We start from the raw sequence: 22,661 nt of genomic DNA on the forward strand, positions 1-22,661 counted from the left end.
GGCCATGTTCGGCAAGATCCTCATCGCCAACCGCGGGGAGATCGCCTGCCGGGTGATCGCCACCGCCCGGCGCCTCGGCATCGGCACGGTCGCGGTCTATTCGGAGGCGGATGCCGGCGCCCGACACACTCGGATGGCCGACGAGGCGTGGCCGATCGGGCCCGCCCCGGCGCGCGAGAGCTACCTCGTGGCCGAGCGGATCCTCGACGTCGCCCGGCGCGCCGGGGCGGAGGCGATCCATCCGGGCTACGGCTTCCTGTCGGAGAACGCGGACTTCGCCGGCGCCTGCGCCGGGGCCGGCCTCGTGTTCGTCGGCCCGCCCCCGGCGGCGATCCGCGCCATGGGCTCCAAGGCCGAGGCCAAGGCGCTGATGGAGCGCGCCGGGGTCCCGCTGGTGCCGGGCTATCACGGCGCCGCGCAGGATGTCCCGGCGCTGAAGGAGGCGGCCGCCCGGATCGGCTACCCGGTGCTGATCAAGGCCTCGGCCGGCGGCGGCGGCAAGGGCATGCGCGTCGTCGAGGCCGCCGCGGCGTTCGAGGCCGCGCTGACCGGCGCGCAGCGCGAGGCGCGGGCCTCCTTCGGCGACGACCGGGTGCTGATCGAGGCGTACCTGACCCGCCCCCGGCACATCGAGATCCAGGTCTTCGCCGACAGCCACGGCAACACCGTCTCGCTGTTCGAGCGCGACTGCTCGATCCAGCGCCGCCACCAGAAGGTGATCGAGGAGGCGCCGGCCCCGGGGATGGATCCGGTCCGGCGCGCGCGGATGGGCGAGGCCGCGGTCGCGGCGGCGCGGGCGGTCGGCTATGTCGGCGCCGGCACGGTGGAGTTCATCGCCGAGGGCGAGACCTTCTACTTCATGGAGATGAACACCCGGCTCCAGGTCGAGCATCCGGTGACCGAGATGGTCACCGGCCTCGACCTGGTGGAGTGGCAGCTGCGCGTGGCCGCGGGCGAGCGGCTGCCGCTCGGCGCCCCGGATCTGATCCTGCGCGGCCACGCCATCGAGGCGCGGGTCTACGCCGAGGATCCGGCGCGCGATTTCCTGCCGGCGGTCGGCACCCTCGCCCACCTGCGCCAGCCGGAGGCGGTGCCGGGGCGGGTGCGGGTCGAGACCGGCATCGTTCAGGGCGACCGGATCACCCCGGATTACGACCCGATGATCGCCAAGCTGGTCGTCTGGGGCGAGGACCGGGCGGCCGCGATCCGGCAGCTCGCGGCCGCGCTCGCCGCCTACGAGGTGGTCGGCGTGACGACCAATCTGGATCTCCTGCGCGCCGTCGCCGGCCACCCCGCCTACCGCGCGGCCGACCTCGACACCGGCTTCATCGCCCGCCACGCCGACGACCTGCTGGCGCCGCTTGCGACCGGTGCGGTCGATCCCACGCTCTGGGCCGCCGCCGCCCTGACCGTCCTGCGCGACCGGCGCGCGGCCGTCGCGGCGCAGGCGCGGGCGAGCGGCGACCCGTGGTCGCCCTGGGCCGATCCGGATGCGTGGCGGATGAACGGGGCGGGCTACCAGGACCTGCAGTTCCGCCACGGCGACGCGCCGCCCGTCACCCTGCGGGCATGCCCCCTCCCCGACGGCAGCGCCCGCCTCGACCTGCCGGGCGGCACCGTCCTGGCGGCGCTCGCCGAGGACGCCGAGGGCGAGCGGCTGATGCTCGACGGCGTCTGGCGCCGGCTGCGCGCGGTCCGCCGCGGCGCGGAGCTGACGGTGATCGTCGGCGGCCGGAACGCGACGCTGGTCCACGTCGATCCCCTCGCCCCGCCCCGGACCGAGGCGTCCGGCAGCGACCGGGTGACGGCGCCCGTGCCGGGCCGCCTGACCCAGCTCTGGGTGCGGCCCGGCGATGCCGTGGAGAAGGGCGCGCCGCTCGCGGTGATCGAGGCGATGAAGATGGAGATCACCCTCCGCGCGCCGCAGGCCGGCACCGTTGCCGAGACCCGCCACGCCGTCGACGACATGGTCGAGGAGGGCACCGAGATCGTCACCTTCGCGGCGGAGGAGCGGCCCGCATGAGCTATCCGGCCCGGGTGCAGGTGATCGAGGTCGGGCCGCGCGACGGGCTCCAGAACGAGCCCGCGCCGGTGCCGATCGCCGCCAGGGTGGCGCTGATCGAGGCCCTGGCCGAGGCCGGGCTGACCCGCATCGAGGCCGGCAGCTTCGTGTCGCCCCGATGGGTGCCGCAGATGGCGGACACCGCGGAGGTTCTGGCGCGGCTGCGCCCCCGGCCCGAGGTCGGCTATTCCGTGCTGGTCCCGAACCTGCAGGGCCTGGAGCGGGCCCTCGCCTCCGGCGTCCGGGAGGTCGCGGTGTTCGCCGCCGCCTCCGAGAGCTTCTCCCGGCGCAACGTCAACGGCTCGATCGCCGAGACCCTCGACCGCTTCGCCCCGGTGCTGGAGGCCGCGCGCGCGAGAGCCCTGCGGGTGCGGGGCTACGTCTCCTGCGTCCTGGGCTGCCCCTACGAGGGCGACGTCGCGCCGGCGGCGGTCGCCCGCGTCGCCGCGTCCCTCCACGCGATGGGCTGCCACGAGATCGCCCTCGGCGACACGATCGGGACCGGGACGCCGCGCGCGGCCCGGCGGCTGGTCGAGCGGGTGGCCGCCGACGTGCCGCTGCAGGCGATCGCCCTGCACTTCCACGACACCTACGGGCAGGCCCTGGCCAACATCCTCGCCTGCCTCGAACTCGGCGTGTCGGCCGTGGACGCCGCGGTGGCGGGCCTCGGAGGCTGCCCCTACGCGCCGGGGGCCGCCGGCAACGTCGCCACCGAGGACGTCGTTTACATGCTGCGCGGCATGGGCATCGAGACCGGGATCGATCTCGATGCCCTCGCCGCGGCCGGGCGGTCGATCGCGTCCCAGCTCGGCCGGGAGCCGGCCTCGAAGGTCGCCCGCGCGCTGGCCGCCGCGCCGCCGCCGACACCCTGATCGAAGGGCGGCCTCGGACAGCGCCGCGGCGGCGCGCGCGTTCGGAGGAACGAGGGAGGACGACATGAGCGACCGGGCGGTGAGCTATGTCCACGGGGCGATCGGCGAGCCCCTGCTCGGCCTGACCATCGGCCAGGCCCTGGATCGCGCCGCCGCGGCGTGGCCGGATCACCTGGCGCTGGTCGCGCACGCCCAGGGCGTCCGATGGACCTGGCGCGAGCTGAGGGACCAAGCCGACGCCTTCGCGGCCGGCCTGCTCGCCCTCGGCCTCCGGCCCGGCGACCGCATCGGGATCTGGTCGCTCAACCGCGCCGAGTGGGTGCTGACCCAGTTCGCCGCCGCCCGGGCGGGGCTGATCCTGGTGACGATCAACCCGGCCTACCGGCTGTCGGAGCTGGAATTCGCGCTCAACAATGTCGGCTGCACCGCCCTGGTGACGGCGACGGCGTTCAAGACCAGCGACTATCTCGGGATGCTCGGCACCCTGGCCCCCGAACTCGCCGCCTCCGGGCCGGGCCGGCTGTCCGCCGCCCGCCTGCCGCACCTGCGCACGGTGATCCAGATCGGCGGACCGCCGGCCCCGGGGACGGTCCCGTTCGACGCGGTCGCGGCCCGGGGCGATGCGGCCGGCACCGGCGCCCTGCGCGACCTCGCCGACGCGATGCAGTTCGACGACGCGGCCAACATCCAGTTCACCAGCGGCACGACGGGCGCCCCGAAGGGCGTCACGCTGACCCACCACAACATCCTCAACAACGGCCACTTCGTCGGCCGCGCGATGCGGCTGACCGCCGAGGATCGGATCTGCATCCCGGTGCCGCTCTACCATTGCTTCGGCATGGTGATGGGCAATCTCGCGGCCCTGACCCACGGTTGCGCCATGGTGTTTCCGGGCGAGGGCTTCGACCCGCGCGCGACGCTGGAGACCGTGCAGGCCGAGCGCTGCACCGCGCTCTACGGCGTGCCGACCATGTTCATCGCCGAGCTCGACCATCCCGAATTCGCGCGCTTCGATCTCCGCTCCCTGCGGACCGGGATCATGGCGGGCGCACCGTGCCCGATCGCGGTGATGCGCCGGGTCGTGGAGCAGATGCACATGCGCGACGTCACCATCGCGTACGGCATGACCGAGACCAGCCCGGTGAGCTTCCAGAGCTCGAGCGACGACCCGCTGGAGCGGCGCGTCACGACCGTCGGCCGGATCCACCCGCATCTCGAGGTCAAGATCGTGGATCCCGAGGGACGCGTGACGCCGCGGGGCGCCCGCGGCGAGCTGTGCACGCGCGGCTACTCGGTCATGCTCGGCTACTGGGGCGATGCCGCGCGGACCGCGGAGGTCCTCGACGACGCCGGATGGATGCACACCGGCGACCTCGCGACGCTGGATGCGGAGGGCTACTGCAACATCGTCGGCCGGATCAAAGACATGGTCATACGCGGCGGCGAGAACATCTATCCGCGCGAGATCGAGGAGTTCCTCTTCCGGCATCCGCAGATCCAGGATGTCCAGGTCTTCGGGGTCTCCGACCCGAAATACGGGGAGGAGCTGTGCGCCTGGATCAGGCTGCGCGACGGCGAGACCCTGTCGGAGCCGGCGGTGCGCGCGTTCTGCGCGGGGCAGATCGCGCATCAGAAGATCCCGAAATACATCCAGTTCGTCGACGCCTTCCCGATGACGGTCTCCGGAAAGATCCAGAAATTCGTGATGCGTCGGTGCGTGGAGGAGCAGCTGGGCCTCGCGCGATCCGAGACGGCCTGAGCCGGTCTCCGCGAATGCTGTCATCGCCCGGCGGAACGAAGATTTCGTCGTCCGATCGGGCTTGAACGTTGCTGCGCGCGCCGCGAGCGGACATGCTGGCGCGCGACATCACCGAGGCGGCGTATCAGTGTCGGCATGGCCACAGGGCGACGGCGAGATGGCCGCGCGCATCCGCGACTTCGGCTGGGAGCGGACGCCGCTGGGGCCGGCCGCCCGCTGGCCGGAGCGCCTCAAGGTGATGGTCGAGCAGGTGCTCGCCAGCCCGCTGGTCGCGTCCCTCGTCTGCGGGCCCGAGCGCCTCCTGATCTACAACGACGCCGCCGCCCGGCTCTACGGCGCCCGGCACCCCGAGGGTCTCGGCCGGCCGCTCGCGCGCACGTTCCCGGAGGGGTGGGCGACGGTCGCGGACTTCTACGCGCGCGCCTTCGCGGGCGAGGCCGTGCAGGTGGCCGGGCAGCCGCTGGACACCCGCGGCGAGGGCGCCGCGGAGGACGTCTTCGACGCGCTCCTCGTGCCCGTGCGCGACGCCGACGGGAAGGTCATGGCCGTCCACATGACCGGCTTCGAGATCGGTGAGCGCCTGCGCGCCGAGGCCAAGCTGCGCACGAGCGAGGCCCGGTACCGCAACCTCTTCGACGCCATCGACGAGGGCTTCTGCACCATCGAGGTCCTGCTCGACGCGGCCGGGCGGGCGGTCGACTACCGCTTCCTGTCCGTGAACGCGGCCTTCGAGCAGCAGACCGGGCTCCGCGACGCGGTGGGCCGGACGGTCCGGGCGCTGGCGCCCGACCTCGAGCCGCACTGGTTCGAGACCTACGGCCGGATCGTCCGAACCGGCAAGGCGGAACGCTTCGAGGACCGCGCCGACGCGCTCGGGCGCTGGTACGAGGTCTACGCCTTCCCGATCGGGGCGCCGGAACGGCGGCAGGTGGCGGTCCTGTTTAAGGACATCCTCCAGCGCAAGCGCGCCGAGGATCGGCTGCGCGCGAGCGAGGAGCGGTTCCGCGCCCTCGTCACGGCCAGCTCGGACGTCATCTACCGCATGAGCCCGGACTGGAGCGAGCTGCGGGTTCTGGAGGGCCGCGGCTTCCTGGCCGACACCGTCACCCCGAACGACGACTGGCTGAGCGCCTACATCGATCCGGCCGACCAGCCGCGCCTGCGCGAGGCCATCCAGCGGGCGATCCGATCCAAGACGATGTTCGAGCTGGAGCACCCCGTCCGGCAGGCGGACGGGAGCCTGGGCTGGGCGCTGTCCCGGGCCGTGCCGCTGCTCGACGATGACGGCGAGATCCGCGAATGGTTCGGCGCCGCCAGCGACGTGACCGCGCGCAAGCGGGTGGAGGACGATCTGCGCGCGAGCGAGGAGCGGTTCCGCGGGCTGGTCGAGGGGTTCGGTCAGTTCAGCTGGGAGGCCTCGGCCGAGGGCCTTATCGAGGTCGACAGCCCGGGCTGGCGCGCGTTCACCGGGCAGCGCCCGGACGAGTGGCTCGGGCGCGGCTGGATCCACGCGATCCACGCGGACGACCGGGCGCTCACGGAAGCGAAGTGGCGGCAGGCCGTCGCGACGCGGACGGCGGTCGATCACGAGTATCGCCTGTGGCACGCCCCGAGCGCGTCCTGGCGGTGGTCGAACGTCCGCGCGGTGCCGATCACGAACCCCGACGGGTCGATCCGCAAGTGGTCGGGGGTGAACATCGACGTCACGGACCACCACAGGCTGCTGGCGCGCCAGGAAGTGCTGATCAACGAGCTGCAGCACCGCACGCGCAACCTCCTCGGCGTCGTCAGCGCCGTGGCGGGCAAGACACTGCGGCAGGGCAGCTCGGTCGAGGCGTTCGAGGCGCGGCTGCAGGCGCTCAGCCGCGCGCAGGGCCTGCTCAGCCAGTACGGCAGCGACTCGGTCGAGGTGGGCGCGCTGGTGCGCGCCGAGCTGGCCGCCTACGTCGACGGCGCGACCGACCGCATGACCGTCGCCGGCCCCGAGGTGCACCTGACCGCGCGACAGGTGCAGAACTTCGCCCTCGCCGTCCACGAGCTGACGACCAACGCGGTCAAGCACGGGGTGCTCAAGACCGGGACCGGCCATCTCAGCGTCACCTGGGAGATCGTGCGCGACCGGCGCGAGCGCCGCCGACTGGCCCTGTGCTGGATCGAGAGCGGCCTGCCCGCGCAGGCGGCGCGCGTCACCCGCCGCGGCTACGGGACCGAGCTGATCCAGGAGGCGCTGGCATATGCCCTGGGCGCCACGGTCGAGTACGCGCTGGACCGCGACGGCGTGCGCTGCCGCATCGAGATGCCGGTGTCCTAGGTCGCGCGAAGGCCGCGATGCGCGCGCGATCCGTCAACGTTGGTCAGCGGCTTCCGCGATCACGAGACCGTCCACCCGAAGCATTCAAGCATCATCATCGCGGATCCAGCGCGGAAAAATCCAACGACAACCGTTACAGCGCGATCTACCGCGTCCCGACCGGCAGATATTATCGTCCGACGGCGGCCCCAGTTACGATCGTAACCAAAAACTCTTCCGACAGACACGAAGCGGCCGACCACCGAACTTACTATGCATCTCGGACAGTCATGAGGTCTGAGAATGAACGGTGTCGCCCCCTCGATCCGCCCTTCCGCGCGAGCCGGAGATCCGGACGCGGCGTTTCTCGCGACCGTCGCGGCGCTTCGGCCCCTCATCGCGGAGCACCGGTCGGCCCTCGCTGTCGGCCCGGACCTGCCGGAGCCGGTCGCAGAGGCGCTCATCGACGCCGGTCTCGCGCAGCTCTGGCTTCCGCGGGGCCTGGGCGGTCCTGAAGCGCATCCGCTGAGCGTCCTGGCGGCGATCGAAGCTCTGGCGGAACTCGACGGTTCGGTCGCCTGGTGCGCCGCGATCTCGTCCGGGGGCGCGTCACGCTTCGCCGACCTGATCGACGCGGACGTGATGCGTTCGCTCATCCCTGCCGGCAGGAAGTTCGCGGGCAGCGGGAGCGGCCAGCCGACGGGAACAGCGGTTCGCCATGGATCCGGCTGGCGGATCAACGGACGCTGGTCCTGGGCGAGCTTCTGCCGCTACAGTTCCGTGTCCGCACTCATGTGTGTGGAGATCGACGGCGAGCGGCCGAAGCTCGACGAGAACGGGCGGCCGTCGCTGCGCGGCGTCTTCATCGCCTCGAAGGATGTCGAGGTCGTCGGCAACTGGAATGCCGGGGGGCTCCGGGCCAGCGGGAGTCACGACGTCGCGTGCACCGACATCTGGGTGCCGAACGAGCAGACCATCGACGGCGCGAGCCTCATGATGCCTCGCGACAGAAGGCCCCTCTACATGCTGCCCATGGCATCGGCGGCCGCGATCGCCGCCATCGGTGTTCCGCTCGGGATCGCCCGGGCGTCGATCGACGCGTTCATCGATCTCGCGCAGACGAAGACACCGCATGGCGGCAAGGTGCCCCTGAGACTTCGCGAGGATGTCCAGGTCGCGATCGCGCGTGCCGAGACGAGCCTCGGTGCCGCGCGCGCCTTGGCCCGGGACACGGTCTCCGAATTCTGGTGGGAAGCCGAGAACGGCCGTCCGATAACGCTCGCGTGGCAGGCCAAGCTTCGGCGGGCCTGCTGGTACGCGGGCCATGTCGGGAAGCAGGTGGTCACGAGCATGTACGAGGCGGCCGGCAGTTCCGCCGTCCTCGAAGACCTGCCGTTCGCGCGCCAGCTCCGCGATGTCTACGCGGCCTGCCAGCACATGCATTATCAGGACCGGTTGCTCGTGCCGACCGGCCGCATCCTTCTGGGCCTCGAAGCCGACGCGCCGTTCATCTAGAGCCGTCGCCGATCACGCATGCGCCGACCGCTCCTCGCGCCACGGTCGCCCCCGTTCCTCGGGACCCCATCGAGGAGGGACGCGACCCTGGCTTCACGAACAGGCGTTCTCGACCTTCGAGAAGATGGTCGTCTCGAGCGCGACGTGATCGGCCACGGCCTTCGGCTGCGGAGACCGTTCGACGGCGTGGAAGACCGCGTGGATCGCCTCGGCCGTCTTCTCGTCGGTCCGGACGAGGCGCCCGGTCCAGGCCGTGATCTCCTGGGGCGACGACGTGCTGGTCACGAAGCCGATGATGTCGCCCTCGGCCGTGCCGACGAGGATGCGGCTTCGATGCGTCTGCGCGAAGCCGGGATCGGCGGCGGTGTAGGTCCCGGAGACCGCCTCGCCCATCTGGAGGAGGCGGAGTTCCGCGCCGGCTTGGCTCCGCCAGACACCATCGAACATCGTTGCTCAAGCCCGCCGATCGAGCGGCCGCTCGCACGGCCCATCACAAGCGATATAGCAGATTTGATATAACGGATGCGCGAGCCCGGCAATGCTGGGGCGCGGTCCGCGTCGCGTGAGGCGCTGGGCGCGGCCCCGCTACCAGAGGGCCCCGTGCGGGTGGAACCGCACGGCGTCGCCCGGCACGACCTCGGTCCGGTCATCCTCCAGCTCCACGAGGCCGTCGGATTCGGTGAGCGATGACAGCATGCCCGCGCCGTCGCGCTGGAACTTCCGGGCCTCCCAGGCGCCGTCGGCGTCCCGGGCGAGGCTGACCCGGACGAACTCCCTGCGGCCCGCGCGCTTCCGATAGGGGAAGGCCGCCCTGACGGTGAATCCGCGCGACGGCGCGTAGGCCTCGCCGGCGAGCCGGGCGAGGAGCGGCCGCACCACGAACAGCAGGGTGACGTAGACAGCCACCGGGTTGCCCGGCAGGCCCAGGAACGGCTTGCCGTCGATCATGCCCATCGCGACCGGCCGTCCCGGTTTGATCCCCAGCCGCCAGAACACGAGGCGCCCGATGCTCTCGACGGCGGTCTTCACGTGATCCTCGTCGCCGGTCGACACGCCGCCCGAAGTCAGGATCACGTCGTGCTCGGCGGCCGCCGCCGAGAGCCTGGAAGCGAGGGCCGCCGGGTCGTCGCGGATGACGCCGAGGTCGCGCGCCGCGACGCCCATCCGCCGGAGAAGAGCGAGCAGCAGGACGCGGTTCGAGTCGTAGATCGCGCCCGGCCCCAGGGCCGCCCCGGGCTCGACGAGTTCGTTGCCCGTCGAGAACACGCCGACCCGCAGGGTGCGGCGGACCTTCAGCGTGCGCAGGCCGACCGCGGTCGCCAGGGCCAGGTCCTGCGGCCGGAGACGCCGGCCGGCCGCGATGATCGTCGAGCCCTTCGCCGCGTCCTCGCCGGCGTCGCGGCTGTTGGCGCCTCGCTTCAGCCCGAGCGGCAGGGTCACCCGGCCGTCGGGCAGGACCTGGACGTCCTCCTGCATGAAGACGGTGTCGGCCCCCGCCGGCATCGGGGCCCCGGTGAAGATCCGGGCGGCCGAGCCCGCCACCGACACGCCTTCGGGGGAGGCGCCGGCCGCGACGACCGCGCCGACCGGCAGGATCGTCGCATCGGAGGCGCGCAGGTCCGCGAAACGGACCGCGTAGCCGTCGACGGCCGAGTTGGGGAACGGCGGGACGTCGATGGGCGCGACGCAATCCTCGGCCAGGACGCGCCCGTCGGCGTCCGGGACGGGAACGTCCTCGGTGCCGACGATCGCTGCGAGGCGCTCGCCGAACAGCGCGTGCGCGTCCTCGATGGTCATCAGAGGGCCGCCGAACGCGAAGCAGTCGTCGCTGAGCTGGGCCATCCGGCTAGAGCCTCCCGAGGACGTCTTCGAAGGGAACGGCCACGTCGAGCATCAGCCCCGTCACCGCCGCCGCGTCGTTCAGATCTACGACGGGAATGCCCGAGGCCGGAAACGCGACGTCGCTCGCGATGCCCACGATGGTGGTGTCCAGTGGATGGAGGGGCGGGCGGCCGGTCTCGGCGCGATGGACCTCGATCTTGGGGATGGGCTCCCGCTTGTACCCTTCCACGACGACGAGGTCGCACGGGCTGATCCGCCGCAGGAGCTGGCCGAGGCTCGCCTCCTGCTCGTCGCGCAGCTCGTGGACCTGGGCCCAGCGGCGGCCCGACGAGATCAGAACCTCGCTCGCGCCCGCCCTGCGGTGCTCGTAGGAATCCTTCCCGGGCCAGTCCGTGTCGAAGTCGTGATGGGCGTGCTTGATGGTCGCCACCCGCACCCCGCGGGTGACGAGCAGGGGGATGGCCCGGACCAGCAGGCTGGTCTTGCCGGCCCCGCTCCACCCGGCGAGTCCGATTACGCGCATGCCGGACACCGCTGACAGCCCCTCTCGTGCCGTTCCCACTGCCCCGCGCGAGGGCTCAGGGCAAGCGTCGGCCGCGCCGCCGGGACGCGTGACCCCGGCGTCACGCAAATTGAAACGACTTCAAAAACGATATAACACCTCCGCTATAACGGCTGCCATTTGGTATGCCACGAGCGAGCGCCACGCCAACGGACCCGAACGGGCACGCCATGCACGACTTCAACCGTCCCTCGATCGCGCAGGCCTGAGCATGGGCGACGCATCCTCCGCGGCGGACTGGGCCGCCATCGTGACGGACGCCTACTGCGCCGACGCGAAGCCGCCGCTCACGCAGGAGCTCGCCGGCCGGGTCCGCGACGCGCTCGCCCAGGCGGCCGCGTCGCCGGCCGGAGACGCGCCGGGCTCCCTGATGGACCGCCTGAACGACGCCCTCGATGCGTTCGAGACCGAGCTGCGCTCCGTCGTCGGACCCAGGGTCACGTCCCTGGACGAGGCGACGGGCACGGCCACGATGAAGCCGCGGTCCGAGGCCGGCCAGCCGCTCCGGGCCTTCGGCGGCCAGTAGCCCCCGACCGGACCTCAGGACACCGCGACCACCCGTCCCAGCAGTTGGAAATCAGATACCGCATGAGTGAGGCACCGGGGACAGTCAGGACTTTCTCGCATCCCGGCCGGGGGCGGAACAAGGCGCGCAGCGTCCCCAAGGGGCGCCAGGTCGAGCCGCGGGCGAAGGTCGAGATCGAGGCGCTTCTCGGCTCCCGCTCGCGCCAGCGCGACCTGCTCATCGAGCACCTGCACCTGATCCAGGACACCTACGGCCAGATCAGCGCCGAGCACCTGGCGGCGCTCGCCGACGAGATGGCCCTGGCCTTCGCCGAGGTGTTCGAGACCGCGACCTTCTACGCGCATTTCGACGTCGTGAAGGAGGGTGACGCCTCGATCCCGCGGCTGACCGTCCGGGTCTGCGACAGCATCACCTGCGCGATGTTCGGCGCCGACGAGCTGCTGGAGACGCTCCAGCGGGAACTCGCCTCCGACGCCGTCCGCGTCGTGCGCGCGCCCTGCGTCGGCCTGTGCGACCATGCGCCCGCCGTCGAGGTCGGGCACAACTTCCTGCACAAGGCAGACCTCGCCTCCGTGCGGGCCGCGGTCGAGGCCGGCGACACGCACGCCCATATCCCGGACTACGTCGACTACGAGGCCTATCGGGCCGCCGGCGGGTACGCGACCCTCGACCGGCTCCGCAGCGGGGACCTTCCGGTCGACGACGTCCTGAAGGTGCTCGACGACGGCGGCCTGCGCGGCCTCGGCGGCGCGGGCTTCCCGACGGGGCGCAAGTGGCGCTCGGTGCGCGGCGAGCCCGGCCCCCGGCTGATGGCGGTCAACGGGGACGAGGGCGAGCCCGGCACCTTCAAGGACCAGCTCTACCTCAACACCGACCCGCACCGCTTCCTCGAGGGCATGCTGATCGGCGCCCACGTCGTCGAGGCGCCGGAGGTCTACATCTACCTGCGGGACGAATACCCCATCTCCCGCGAGATCCTGACGCGCGAGATCGCGAAGCTCCCCGCGGGCGGCCCGCGCATCCACCTGCGCCGCGGCGCCGGCGCCTATATCTGCGGCGAGGAATCCTCGCTGATCGAGTCCCTCGAAGGCAAGCGCGGGCTGCCGCGGCACAAGCCGCCGTTCCCGTTCCAGGTCGGCCTGTTCAACCGTCCGACGCTGATCAACAACATCGAGACGCTGTTCTGGGTCCGCGACCTGATCGAGCGGGGCGGCGACTGGTGGAAGAGCCACGGCCGCAACGACCGCGTCGGCCTGCGCTCCTACTCGGTCTCGGGGCGCGTGAAGGAGCCGGGGGTGAAGCTCGCCCCGTCCGGCCTCACCATCCAGGAACTGATCGACGAGTATTGCGGCGGCATGGCGGAGGGCCACACCTTCGCGGCCTACCTGCCGGGCGGCGCGTCGGGCGGCATCCTGCCGGCGTCGATGAACGACATCCCGCTCGATTTCGGGACGCTGGAGAAGTACGGCTGCTTCATCGGCTCCGCCGCCGTCGTGATCCTGTCCGACCGGGACGATGTGCGCGGCGCCGCGTTGAACCTGATGAAGTTCTTCGAGGACGAGAGCTGCGGGCAGTGCACCCCCTGCCGTTCGGGGACCCAGAAGGCCCGCATCCTGATGGAGCAGGGCGTCTGGGACACCGAGCTCCTGGGCGAATTGTCCCAGTGCATGCGGGACGCCTCGATCTGCGGCCTCGGCCAAGCCGCCTCGAACCCGCTCAGCAGCGTCATCAAGTACTTCCCGGAACTGTTCCCCGCCCCGCGCGCCGCGGCTGCCGAGTGAGGCAACCGATGGTACCGGCGAATTCTATCCCGATGTCCGAGCCAGGAGCGGCCGCATGAGCAACGCCCCCGAACAGCGCGGCGACAAGACCGAGAAGCCCGAGATCCGGGCCGACGGGCTGCAGGATGCGGGCGGCCCCGCGCCGGGCCCGAAGCCGGGAGCCGGCGGCTCCTACTCGGAAGGCGCGAAGGCGGGCGGCCAGGCGGCCCCGGAGCCGTCGGGCCTGCACGATCTGAAGGAGCGGCCGACCGCCCCCCCGACCATCGCGTTCGAGTTCGACGGCCAGCAGGTCGAGGCCGCCCCCGGCGAGACGATCTGGGCCGTCGCCAAGCGCCTCGGCACCCACATCCCGCACCTCTGCCACAAGCCCGAGCCCGGCTACCGCCCGGACGGCAATTGCCGCGCCTGCATGGTCGAGATCGAGGGCGAGCGCGTGCTGGCCGCCTCGTGCAAGCGCACGCCGGCCGTGGGCATGAAGGTCAAGTCCGCGACTGAGCGCGCCACCAAGGCCCGCGCCATGGTGCTCGAGCTGCTCGTGGCCGACCAGCCCGAGCGCGCGACCTCGCACGACCCGACATCGCACTTCTGGGTGCAGGCCGACTTTCTCGACGTGTCCGAGAGCCGCTTCCCCGCGGCCGAGCGCTGGACCGGCGACTTCAGCCACCCGGCCATGAGCGTCAATCTCGACGCCTGCATCCAGTGCAACCTCTGCGTCCGCGCCTGCCGCGAGGTCCAGGTCAACGACGTGATCGGCATGGCCTACCGCTCGGCCGACGCGAAGGTGGTGTTCGACTTCGACGACCCGATGGGCGGCTCGACCTGCGTGGCCTGCGGCGAGTGCGTCCAGGCCTGCCCGACCGGCGCGCTGATGCCGTCCGCCTACCTCGACGCCGAGCACAACACCCGGACGGTCTATCCCGACCGCGAGGTGACCTCGCTGTGCCCCTATTGCGGCGTCGGCTGCCAGGTCTCCTACAAGGTGAAGGACGAGAGGATCGTCTACGCCGAGGGCGTGAACGGCCCGGCCAACCACAACCGGCTCTGCGTGAAGGGCCGCTTCGGCTTCGACTACGTCCACCACCCCCACCGCCTGACGGCGCCGCTGATCCGCCTGGACAACGTCCCGAAGGACGCCAACGACCAGGTCGACCCGGCCAACCCGTGGACGCACTTCCGCGAGGCGACCTGGGAGGAGGCGCTCGACCGCGCCGCCGGCGGCCTCAAGACGGTCCGCGACACCCATGGCCGCAAGGCGCTCGCCGGGTTCGGCTCCGCGAAGGGCTCGAACGAGGAGGCCTACCTCTTCCAGAAGCTGGTGCGGCTCGGGTTCGGCTCGAACAACGTCGACCACTGCACCCGGCTGTGCCACGCCTCGTCGGTCGCCGCCCTCATGGAGGGCCTGAACTCGGGCGCCGTGTCGGCGCCGTTCTCGGCGGCGCTCGACGCCGAGGTCATCATCGTGATCGGCGCCAACCCGACCGTGAACCACCCGGTGGCGGCGACCTTCCTCAAGAACGCCGTGAAGCAGCGCGGCGCCAAGCTGATCGTCATGGACCCGCGCCGGCAGGTGCTGTCGCGGCACGCCTACAAGCACCTCGCGTTCAAGCCCGGCTCGGACGTCGCGATGCTCAACGCGATGCTCAACGTGATCATCGAGGAGCGGCTCTACGACGAGCAGTACATCGCCGGCTACACCGAGAACTTCGAGGCGCTTAAGGAGAAGATCGTCGAGTTCACGCCGGAGAAGATGGCCTCGGTCTGCGGCATCGACGCCGAGACCCTGCGCGAGGTCGCCCGGCTCTACGCCCGGGCCAAGTCCTCGATCATCTTCTGGGGCATGGGCATCAGCCAGCACGTCCACGGCACGGACAACTCGCGCTGCCTGATCGCGCTCGCCCTCGTTACGGGGCAGATCGGGCGCCCCGGCACCGGCCTGCATCCGCTGCGCGGCCAGAACAACGTCCAGGGCGCGTCCGATGCCGGCCTGATCCCGATGGTCTACCCGGACTACCAGTCGGTCGAGAAGGCCGCGGTGCGGGAGATGTTCGAGGAGTTCTGGGGTCAGAAGCTCGACCCGCAGAAGGGTCTCACCGTCGTCGAGATCATGCGGGCGATCCACGCCGGCGAGATCAAGGGCATGTTCGTCGAGGGCGAGAACCCCGCGATGTCCGACCCGGACCTGAACCACGCCCGGCACGCCCTGGCGATGCTCGACCACCTCGTCGTGCAGGACCTGTTCCTGACGGAGACCGCCTTCCACGCCGACGTGGTGCTGCCGGCCTCCGCCTTCGCCGAGAAGGCCGGCACCTTCACCAACACCGACCGTCGCGTGCAGATCTCGCAGCCGGTGGTGTCCCCGCCGGGCGACGCGCGGCAGGACTGGTGGATCATCCAGGAACTGGGGAAGCGCCTCGGCCTGCCCTGGAACTACGGCGGCCCGGCCGACATCTTCCGCGAGATGGCCATGGTGATGCCGTCGTTCAACAACATCACCTGGGAGCGCCTGGAGCGCGAGGGCGCCGTGACCTACCCGGTCGACGCGCCCGACCAGCCCGGCAACGAGATCATCTTCTACGCCGGCTTCCCCACCGAGAGCGGGCGCGCGAAGATCGTCCCGGCCGCCGTGGTGCCCCCGGACGAGCTGCCGGACGAGGACTACCCGATGGTCCTGTCGACCGGCCGCGTGCTGGAACACTGGCACACCGGATCGATGACCCGGCGCGCCGGCGTCCTCGACGCGCTGGAGCCCGAGGCGGTCGCCTTCATGGCCCCGAAGGAGCTCTACCGGCTCGGGCTGGAGCCCGGCGACACGATGAAGCTGGAGACGCGCCGCGGCGCTGTCCACCTGAAGGTGCGCTCCGATCGCGACGTGCCGGTCGGCATGATCTTCATGCCGTTCTGCTACGCCGAGGCCGCGGCCAACCTGCTGACGAACCCGGCGCTCGACCCGATGGGCAAGATCCCGGAGTTCAAGTTCTGCGCGGCCCGGGCCTCCGCCGTCCACACGGCGATGGCCGCCGAGTAGGCGGCGTGACCTCCGGCGGCGCGCCCAGGCGTGCCGCCGGCCCCTGGCGGCGGACATCGGGCTCGCGGGCTGATACTGTTTCCAATTGATCAGCCCGGTGCCGTCTTTGCGAGCGCAGCGAAGCAATCCAGTCGGCGCCCCGCTGACCGATGTCGCGCGGCCCTGGGTCGCTTCGCCGCGCTCGCGATGACGCAGCGGGCTGATACCGTTTCCGGTTGATCGGCCCAGTGCCGTCCTTGCGAGCGCAGCGAAGCAATCCAGTCGGCGCCCCGCTGACCGATGTCGCGCGGCCCTGGGTCGCTTCGCTGCGCTCGCGATGACGGAGCGGGTTGCACAGACCGAAGCCGAGGCCCGACCTCGAGAGGCCGCTCCCCACGGAGGCGCGCCTCTGCGCGGCCTCGCTCCTACGAATCAACCTTCATCAGCGAGGCGAGAAGGTCGAGCTCGCCCGCCACGGCCTCCGAGGCGAGCCGCTCCATGCGCAGGTAACTGTCGAGGATGGCGTCGCCCGTGCTGGTCAGGACCGCCCCGCCGCCCCGGCGGCCGCCCTTGCTCGCGGAGACGAGCGGCTCCTGGAACGCCTTGTTCAACGTGTCGATGAGGTACCAGGCTCGCTTGTAGCTCATGCCCATCCGGCGCCCCGCGGCGGCGATGGAGCCGGTGTCGCGGATGCCGCTCAGGAGGGCGGCCTTGCCCGGTCCCAGCAGGGTGTCCGAGCCGAGCTCGATCCGCAAACTGATGCTCGTGTCCTCGCCCAACGCACACCGCCGCTTCGCTGGAGGCCCCAGCGCCTCGCAGGCGTCCCTACGCGAAACGGCCCCGTCGATCATCCCGTCGGGCGACAGGATCGTCCGTCCCGTTCCGTCGAGGCCGCGGCCAACGGTGCGCGCGTCACGCGGCTCCCGCGGCGGGCGTGAAGCCCAGAGCGCGCAGCGCGGCGGCCGTCCCGGGCTCGCCCAGCAGGCTCAGGAAGGCCGCGAGCGCCGGCATCTCCCGCGCGTCCGCGCGATACGCGAGGTCGTAGGCCTCCTCCGTCAGCGGACGGAAGCCCAGCCGGTAGGCATCCGCGACGCTCGCGATGGCCACGCCCCAGTCCGCCCTGCCCTGCGAGACCGCCGCGGCGACGGCGTTGTGCGAGCGCGGCTGGTTCCAGAACCCCGCCGGCCGGGCACCGTTCAGCAGCCCGTCCACGAGCAGGCGCGTGCCCGATCCGGCGTTGCGGTTGACCATCACGGCGTCGGGGTCGGCGAGCGCCGCGGCGACCGCGTCCGCGGCATCGCGCCCTTCGAACCGGGCGTCGCCGCGGCGGAACACGACGCCCTGGAGGCGGCGCCACCCGGGCGCGAGGGACAGGCCCTCGGTGAGGAACGGGGCATTGTACCGGCCCGTCTCGGGATCGAAGAGGTGCATGGCGGCGACATCGCACTCGCCGCGCCGCAGGGCGGCGAGGCCGCCGGCCGACCCGACCCAGATGGTGCGGGCGCGGTACCCTCGCTCGCCGAGCAGGCCGACCACCCGGTCCAGGCCGATGCAGTGGCTGCCGACGATCGTCAGGTCCGGCGCCCGCACGCCGGCGCCCAGGCGGACCACGGCGACGCCCTCCCCCGCCTCGACGCCGGCGCGCGCGGCCGGAACCGCGAAGAAGCCGTCCGCCTGCGAGAAGGCGGTGACCGAACCCGAGCCCTTCGGCAGCGGCAGGGCGATCGTCCCCTCGGGACCGTGGGCGAGGGAGGTCATCACGAACTCGGTGCGGCCGAGTTCGGAGGGCACCCGCTGGGACACCCGCGCCGCGATCGTCTCGTCCTCGCGCGGCGGCAGCCCGGCGAGCGCCCGCACGTACGGCACGACGAAGTCGTGGAAGGTGAACATCGCGGAGGTGGGGAACCCCGGCAGGACGATGACCGGCTTTCCCTGCGCCACCGCCACGCAGAGCGGCTTCCCGGGCTTCAGGGCCACGCCGTGGAACAGGATTCCCGGCTCGCCGAGGCGGGACAGCACCCGATGCGAGACGTCGCCGGCGCCTTTGGACGTGCCGCCCGAGAGCACGACGAGGTCGCTGTCCCGGAGGGCGGACCGGAGGGCGGCCTCGAGGACGGAAGCCTCGTCGCGCACGATCCCGAGCCGGACCGGCTCCCCGCCGTTCTCGGTCACCGCGGCCGCGATGATCGCGCCGTTCGAATCGTAGATCGCGCCCTCGGGCAAGGGCTCGCCCGGTGCGACCAGCTCGTCCCCCGTGGACAGGATCGCGACCCGCGGGCGTCCGGTGACATCGACGGCCGCGAGGCCGCACGCCGCCAGCATGCCGATCTCGCGGGCGGTGATCCGCGTTCCCGCGCGCAGCACCGTCTCGCCGCGGGCCATGTCGGCCCCGGCATAGCCCACGAACTGCGCCGGCCGCACCGCGGTCAGGACATCGACGGCGAGGCTCCGGGCGTCGAACTCCGTGTGCTCGACCATCACCACGGCGTCGGCGCCGCGGGGGATCACGCCGCCGGTGGCGATCGGCGTCGCCGTTCCCGGCTGGACGACGACGGTCGGCGCGACGCCGCAGGCGAGGATCTCGCGGTTCAGCGTGAGACGCCGCGGGCTCGCCGGCCCGGCGCCTTCCGTGTCGGTCGCGCGCAGGGCGAAACCGTCGACCAGGGACCGGTCGAAGGGCGGGACGTCCATGGGCGAGGCGACGTCGCGGGCCAGAACGCGCCCGAGCGCGTCGTCCAACGACACCGTCTCGGACGGCAGGCGCGCGTGCGGGACCGCCGCCCGGAACCGCGCGAGCGCGTCGTCCCGGCTCATCACCCGGAGAAACTGCTCCTGGCTCGAGGCCGCGGCGAGGCGCGCGACGAAATCCGCCGCCCCGTCACGGTCCGCATCGGCGCTCACAGGGCCCAAACCTCTACCTCCTCGCCGGCCCGGAAGCCTTCGCTCTCCGGCTCGACCACGACGATGCCGTCCGCCTGCACCAACCGACCGAGCGGAAGGCCGGCTCCGCCCAGCGGCTCCACGCCGTCCGACCCGCTCCGGACGAAGACGACCTCGGACAGACCGATCGACGAGACGATCTTCCGGAGGAGGACGTGCCGCCGCGGCGAGCGGTCCCGCGCGCCGGCGAGCCGCGCGATGAGCGGACGGCCGAGGGCCAGGAACGCGGCGAGCGCCGCCTCGGGAGGCCCGGGCACCAGGAGGACCGGCCTGCCGGCCGCGGAGCCGACCGCGGTGGTCTCCCCGGGCCGCACGGCGATGCCGTGCGCGCGGACGTCTCCGGCGCGGGCGAGGGCCGCCGCGCTGTGGTCCGAGCGGCCGAAACCGCTGCCCCCGACCACCAGCACCGCGTCCGCCGTGCCGCCGCGGATGGCCTCGGCGATCTCCTCGACTCCCCGGGCGCGAACCGCCTCGGTCGCCCCGCCGGCCCGCGCGATCAGACGCCCGAGCAGGGGCGACACGGTATCGAGGCTGGACGTCCCGGCGGTGACGACGCGCAAGCGCGGCTGACGGACGTCGACCGCCTCCAGGCCGGCCGCCTCCAGGACGAGCAGGTGAAGGGGCTCGATCCGGGTGCCGGCCTCGATCAGCCGCGCGTTGGCGGCGACGTCCTCCCCCGCTCCGCGCACGCCCTCCCGCGGGGCGATGTCCGCGACGACCATGCCGTCCGCGAATCCCTCCGGGGGCAGGACGGCATCGGTGCCCGACGGCAGCGGCTGTCCCGCCTCGACCCAGGGTGGCGGTCGCGCCGGGAAGATCGGCGCGTAGGCCGACGCGCCGCCCACCGCGGCGGCCTCGACCGCGAAGCCGTCCCGCATCGCCGTCGGGCCCGCGGGCACGGCGGCGTGCGCGACGACCGCTCGCGCGGCGACGCGTCCGAGCGCCGCTGCGAGCGGGACGGTCGCGGGTTCGACGGGAGCCGCCGCGCCGCTGAGCAGGATCGCCGCCTCCCGAAGCGGGATCAGCGCCGAGGACGCATTTCGGATCATCGTCGCGGCGATGCGCCATCCGGGTTCGATGATCAAGGGCCGGCGCGGCGGCCGACCCGGCGACACGACAACGGCTGCCCCGGGCGATATGCTCACCGCCTACCCGCACGCGCTCCCCTGACAGGCATGACAGGTCCATTCCGCCGAACCTGCGTCACGAGGTCGGCCTCGACGGCTGATCTCGCCATCCGCCTCGTCCGATTCCCGAGGACCGGCCCGGGGGCATGATGCAGACGCTCCAGGACATCCTCTCCCGCCTGTTCAGCCTGGATCGGGACGTGCTGGCGATCGCGTGGCTGTCGCTGCGTGTCAGCCTCACCGCCGTCGGCATCGGTCTCGTGCTCGGTATACCCCTGGGTGCGTTCCTGGCCGTCGCCCGCTTCCCCGGACGCGGCGCCGCGGTCGGCCTGCTCAACGCCTTCATGGGGCTGCCGCCGGTGCTCGTCGGCCTCGCGCTCTACCTCGTCCTGTCCCGCTCCGGTCCGCTCGGACCGCTCGGCCTGCTGTTCACCCCCGCCGCGATGATCGCCGCGCAGGCGACGCTCGCGACCCCGCTCGTCGCCGCCCTGACGCAGCAGGTCGTCGCCGACGCCCAGGTGCATCTCGGGGAGCAGCTGCGCTCCCTCGGCCTCTCCGCACCGCGTCAGGCCGCGGCGATGATCTACGACGTGCGCTTCTCCCTCGTGACCGCCGCGCTCGCCGCGTTCGGCCGGGCGATCTCGGAGATCGGCGCGGTCCTCGTCGTCGGCGGGAACATCGACGGGTATACCCGCACGATGACGACGGCGATCTCGCTGGAGACCCAGAAGGGCGATCTCAGCCTCGCCCTGGCGCTCGGCCTCGTGCTGATCGGCCTCGTTCTGGTGGTGAACGTCGCCGTGGCCCTGCTCCGCCGGCACGCCGCGCGGGTGTACGGATGAGCGCGACGCCGGCCATCCGCCTCGAGGACGTGACCCTGGTCCTCGACGGTCGGACGGTGCTCGACCGTCTCTGCCTGGAGGTCGCTGCGGGCAGCGTCACGGCCGTCATCGGCCCGAACGGGGCGGGCAAGAGCGTCACCCTGAGGGTCGTCGACGGGCTCCTGCGGCCCGTCGGCGGTACGGTGCAGGTCGGCCCGCACCGGCGGGCCTTCGTGTTCCAGCGGCCGGCGCTGATCCGCGCGACCGCGGCCGCGAACGTCGCGCTGGCTCTCGGAGACCTGCCCCGTCCTGCGCGGGCCGCGCGGGTGGAGGAGGCGCTCGCCCGCGTCCGCCTCTCCGAGCGCGCCCGCGATCCGGCGACGCGGCTCTCCGGCGGCGAGCAGCAGCGGCTGGCGCTGGCCCGTGCCTGGGCGGTCGGCCCCGGCCTGCTCCTCCTCGACGAGCCGACCGCGAACCTCGACCCGGCCTCGACCGAGATCGTCGAGGGATTGGTGTCCGCGATGGCGCGGGCGGGCACCACGGTCGTGCTCGTCTCACACAATCTCGGGCAGGTGGCGCGCCTCGCCGACGCGGTGATCGTGCTGGCCTCGGGCCGCGCCGTCGAGCATGGTCCCGCCCGACAGATCCTGTTCTCGCCCCGGACGTCCGAGGCGCGGGCCTACCTCGCTGGGGAATTGCCGTGGACGCCTTTCGTCGCCGCCTCCTGACCCTGGGACTGGCCGCGCTCCTGAGCGCGGCTGCCCTCCTGCCGCCGGCCGAGGCCGAACCGGTGTCGATTGTCGTCGCCTCGACGACCTCGACCGAGCAGTCCGGCCTGTTCAAGCACATCCTCCCGCTCTTCCGGGAGGCGTCCGGGATCGACGTGAAGGTCGTCGCCCTGGGCACGGGACAGGCGCTCGACGCGGCGCGCCGCGGCGATGCCGACGTGGTCCTGGTCCACGACCGTCCGGCCGAGGACAAGTTCCTCGCCGAGGGCTTCGCGAAGCGGCGGTACGACGTGATGTACAACGATTTCGTGCTGATCGGCCCGGCCTCCGATCCGGCCGGCGTGCGCGGCCTGGGCGTGCGCGAGGCCTTCGCCAAGCTCGCGGCCAGCAAGGCGGCGTTCGTGTCGCGCGGGGACCGCTCGGGCACTCACAGCGCCGAGCTGCGCAGCTGGAAGGAGGCGGGCGTCGATCTCGCGGCCGTGCGCGGCCCCTGGTACCGGGATGTCGGCCAGGGCATGGGGCCCGCGCTCAACACGGCCTCGGCCCTCGGCGCCTACATCCTCGCCGACCGGGGGACCTGGCTCGCGTTCAAGAACCGCGCCGACCTGGTCATCCTGGTTCAGGGGGACCGGAGCCTGTTCAACCCCTACGGCGCGATGCTGGTGGATCCCGACAGGCACCCCGGCGTGAAGGCGAAGCAGGGACAGGCCTTCATCGACTGGCTCGTCTCACCGGAGGGGCAGCAGGCGATCGCGGGATACAAGGTCGGCGGCGAGCAGCTGTTCTTCCCGAGCGCCGGCGCGCCCGTGACGCGCTGACCGGGGATCCCCGG

Annotated in this window: 17 protein-coding genes; 11 read left to right on the top strand and 6 right to left on the bottom strand. The window is 72.3% G+C overall.

Annotated features, from left to right (window positions below; genetic code table 11):
• The first annotated feature begins 4 nt into the window (after positions 1-4).
• From ACLBX8_RS11135 to ACLBX8_RS11155, 5 genes are all read left to right on the top strand, one after another.
• Positions 5-2,023: an acetyl/propionyl/methylcrotonyl-CoA carboxylase subunit alpha gene (locus tag ACLBX8_RS11135; protein WP_447715104.1), complete on the top strand. Its 2,019-nt coding sequence runs from the start codon at positions 5-7 to the stop codon at positions 2,021-2,023.
• Entirely contained in the window at positions 2,020-2,934 is a 915-nt protein-coding gene (locus ACLBX8_RS11140) for a hydroxymethylglutaryl-CoA lyase (protein ID WP_447715105.1), read from the top strand. Before ACLBX8_RS11135 ends, ACLBX8_RS11140 begins: the two co-directional genes overlap by 4 nt.
• 64 nt (positions 2,935-2,998) lie before the next feature.
• A complete protein-coding gene (locus tag ACLBX8_RS11145; RefSeq protein ID WP_447715106.1) occupies positions 2,999-4,693 on the top strand; it encodes an AMP-binding protein in 1,695 nt (564 codons plus the stop codon).
• A 157-nt stretch (positions 4,694-4,850) separates the two neighbouring features.
• Positions 4,851-7,004, top strand: coding sequence for a PAS domain-containing sensor histidine kinase (locus tag ACLBX8_RS11150; RefSeq protein ID WP_447699269.1), 2,154 nt, complete (start codon positions 4,851-4,853; stop codon positions 7,002-7,004).
• 282 nt (positions 7,005-7,286) lie between these two features.
• Positions 7,287-8,498, top strand: coding sequence for an acyl-CoA dehydrogenase family protein (locus ACLBX8_RS11155; RefSeq protein ID WP_447715107.1), 1,212 nt, complete (start codon positions 7,287-7,289; stop codon positions 8,496-8,498).
• Positions 8,499-8,591: 93 nt separating this feature from the next.
• Here ACLBX8_RS11155 and ACLBX8_RS11160 read toward each other — a convergent pair whose 3' ends face one another.
• The 3 genes from ACLBX8_RS11160 to mobB form a co-directional block, all read right to left on the bottom strand.
• On the bottom strand, positions 8,592-8,945 hold the full coding sequence (locus tag ACLBX8_RS11160; RefSeq protein WP_100251753.1) for an avidin/streptavidin family protein: 354 nt from the start codon (positions 8,943-8,945) through the stop codon (positions 8,592-8,594).
• Positions 8,946-9,083: 138 nt separating this feature from the next.
• Positions 9,084-10,340: a molybdopterin molybdotransferase MoeA gene (locus ACLBX8_RS11165; protein ID WP_447715108.1), complete on the bottom strand. Its 1,257-nt coding sequence runs from the start codon at positions 10,338-10,340 to the stop codon at positions 9,084-9,086.
• Between the two features lie 4 nt (positions 10,341-10,344).
• Positions 10,345-10,863 (bottom strand): molybdopterin-guanine dinucleotide biosynthesis protein B, encoded by a 519-nt coding sequence (gene mobB, locus ACLBX8_RS11170; protein ID WP_447715109.1) that lies wholly within the window; start codon positions 10,861-10,863, stop codon positions 10,345-10,347.
• Positions 10,864-11,113: 250 nt separating this feature from the next.
• Between mobB and ACLBX8_RS11175 the strand changes: the two genes are divergently transcribed.
• The 3 genes from ACLBX8_RS11175 (at position 11,114) to fdhF (ending at position 16,234) form a co-directional block, all read left to right on the top strand.
• A complete protein-coding gene (locus tag ACLBX8_RS11175; RefSeq protein ID WP_020094840.1) occupies positions 11,114-11,428 on the top strand; it encodes a hypothetical protein in 315 nt (104 codons plus the stop codon).
• A 62-nt stretch (positions 11,429-11,490) separates the two neighbouring features.
• Entirely contained in the window at positions 11,491-13,209 is a 1,719-nt protein-coding gene (locus ACLBX8_RS11180; protein ID WP_447715110.1) for an NAD(P)H-dependent oxidoreductase subunit E, read from the top strand.
• A gap of 55 nt (positions 13,210-13,264) precedes the next feature.
• The gene (gene fdhF, locus ACLBX8_RS11185; protein ID WP_447715111.1) at positions 13,265-16,234 is read left to right on the top strand and encodes a formate dehydrogenase subunit alpha; all 2,970 of its coding nucleotides are present in this window, start codon (positions 13,265-13,267) and stop codon (positions 16,232-16,234) included.
• Between the two features lie 404 nt (positions 16,235-16,638).
• On the opposite strand, the gene ACLBX8_RS11190 is transcribed toward fdhF, so the two are convergent.
• The 3 genes from ACLBX8_RS11190 to ACLBX8_RS11200 form a co-directional block, all read right to left on the bottom strand.
• On the bottom strand, positions 16,639-16,968 hold the full coding sequence (locus ACLBX8_RS11190; RefSeq protein WP_091681636.1) for a winged helix-turn-helix domain-containing protein: 330 nt from the start codon (positions 16,966-16,968) through the stop codon (positions 16,639-16,641).
• 157 nt (positions 16,969-17,125) lie between these two features.
• A complete protein-coding gene (locus tag ACLBX8_RS11195; RefSeq protein ID WP_447715112.1) occupies positions 17,126-19,114 on the bottom strand; it encodes a molybdopterin biosynthesis protein in 1,989 nt (662 codons plus the stop codon).
• On the bottom strand, positions 19,111-20,202 hold the full coding sequence (locus ACLBX8_RS11200; protein WP_447715113.1) for a molybdopterin-binding protein: 1,092 nt from the start codon (positions 20,200-20,202) through the stop codon (positions 19,111-19,113). The genes ACLBX8_RS11195 and ACLBX8_RS11200 overlap by 4 nt, the downstream gene beginning before the upstream one ends.
• Before the next feature lie 224 nt (positions 20,203-20,426).
• Here ACLBX8_RS11200 and ACLBX8_RS11205 point away from each other — a divergent pair, with 224 nt between their 5' ends.
• From ACLBX8_RS11205 to ACLBX8_RS11215, 3 genes are read left to right on the top strand one after another with little or no spacing between them, the layout of a single operon-like run.
• The gene (locus tag ACLBX8_RS11205) at positions 20,427-21,122 is read left to right on the top strand and encodes an ABC transporter permease (protein ID WP_447715114.1); all 696 of its coding nucleotides are present in this window, start codon (positions 20,427-20,429) and stop codon (positions 21,120-21,122) included.
• Positions 21,119-21,829, top strand: a complete 711-nt coding sequence (locus tag ACLBX8_RS11210) for an ATP-binding cassette domain-containing protein (protein ID WP_447683155.1) — start codon at positions 21,119-21,121, stop codon at positions 21,827-21,829. The genes ACLBX8_RS11205 and ACLBX8_RS11210 overlap by 4 nt, the downstream gene beginning before the upstream one ends.
• On the top strand, positions 21,802-22,647 hold the full coding sequence (locus ACLBX8_RS11215) for a substrate-binding domain-containing protein (protein ID WP_091927622.1): 846 nt from the start codon (positions 21,802-21,804) through the stop codon (positions 22,645-22,647). The genes ACLBX8_RS11210 and ACLBX8_RS11215 overlap by 28 nt, the downstream gene beginning before the upstream one ends.
• Positions 22,648-22,661: the final 14 nt, after the last annotated feature.

This window comes from Methylobacterium sp. D48H (assembly GCF_053345715.1).

Bases quoted from the DNA above. Each gene is read 5' to 3' on its own strand.
- ACLBX8_RS11160 (WP_100251753.1), bottom strand. From the start codon at position 8,945: ATGTTCGATGGTGTCTGGCGGAGCCAAGCCGGCGCGGAACTCCGCCTC.
- ACLBX8_RS11175 (WP_020094840.1), top strand. From the start codon at position 11,114: ATGGGCGACGCATCCTCCGCGGCGGACTGGGCCGCCATCGTGACGGAC.
- fdhF (WP_447715111.1), top strand. From the start codon at position 13,265: ATGAGCAACGCCCCCGAACAGCGCGGCGACAAGACCGAGAAGCCCGAG.
- ACLBX8_RS11165 (WP_447715108.1), bottom strand. From the start codon at position 10,340: ATGGCCCAGCTCAGCGACGACTGCTTCGCGTTCGGCGGCCCTCTGATG.
- ACLBX8_RS11155 (WP_447715107.1), top strand. From the start codon at position 7,287: ATGAACGGTGTCGCCCCCTCGATCCGCCCTTCCGCGCGAGCCGGAGAT.
- ACLBX8_RS11145 (WP_447715106.1), top strand. From the start codon at position 2,999: ATGAGCGACCGGGCGGTGAGCTATGTCCACGGGGCGATCGGCGAGCCC.
- ACLBX8_RS11140 (WP_447715105.1), top strand. From the start codon at position 2,020: ATGAGCTATCCGGCCCGGGTGCAGGTGATCGAGGTCGGGCCGCGCGAC.
- ACLBX8_RS11210 (WP_447683155.1), top strand. From the start codon at position 21,119: ATGAGCGCGACGCCGGCCATCCGCCTCGAGGACGTGACCCTGGTCCTC.
- ACLBX8_RS11205 (WP_447715114.1), top strand. From the start codon at position 20,427: ATGATGCAGACGCTCCAGGACATCCTCTCCCGCCTGTTCAGCCTGGAT.
- ACLBX8_RS11135 (WP_447715104.1), top strand. From the start codon at position 5: ATGTTCGGCAAGATCCTCATCGCCAACCGCGGGGAGATCGCCTGCCGG.
- ACLBX8_RS11180 (WP_447715110.1), top strand. From the start codon at position 11,491: ATGAGTGAGGCACCGGGGACAGTCAGGACTTTCTCGCATCCCGGCCGG.
- mobB (WP_447715109.1), bottom strand. From the start codon at position 10,863: ATGCGCGTAATCGGACTCGCCGGGTGGAGCGGGGCCGGCAAGACCAGC.
- ACLBX8_RS11200 (WP_447715113.1), bottom strand. From the start codon at position 20,202: ATGATCCGAAATGCGTCCTCGGCGCTGATCCCGCTTCGGGAGGCGGCG.
- ACLBX8_RS11150 (WP_447699269.1), top strand. From the start codon at position 4,851: ATGGCCGCGCGCATCCGCGACTTCGGCTGGGAGCGGACGCCGCTGGGG.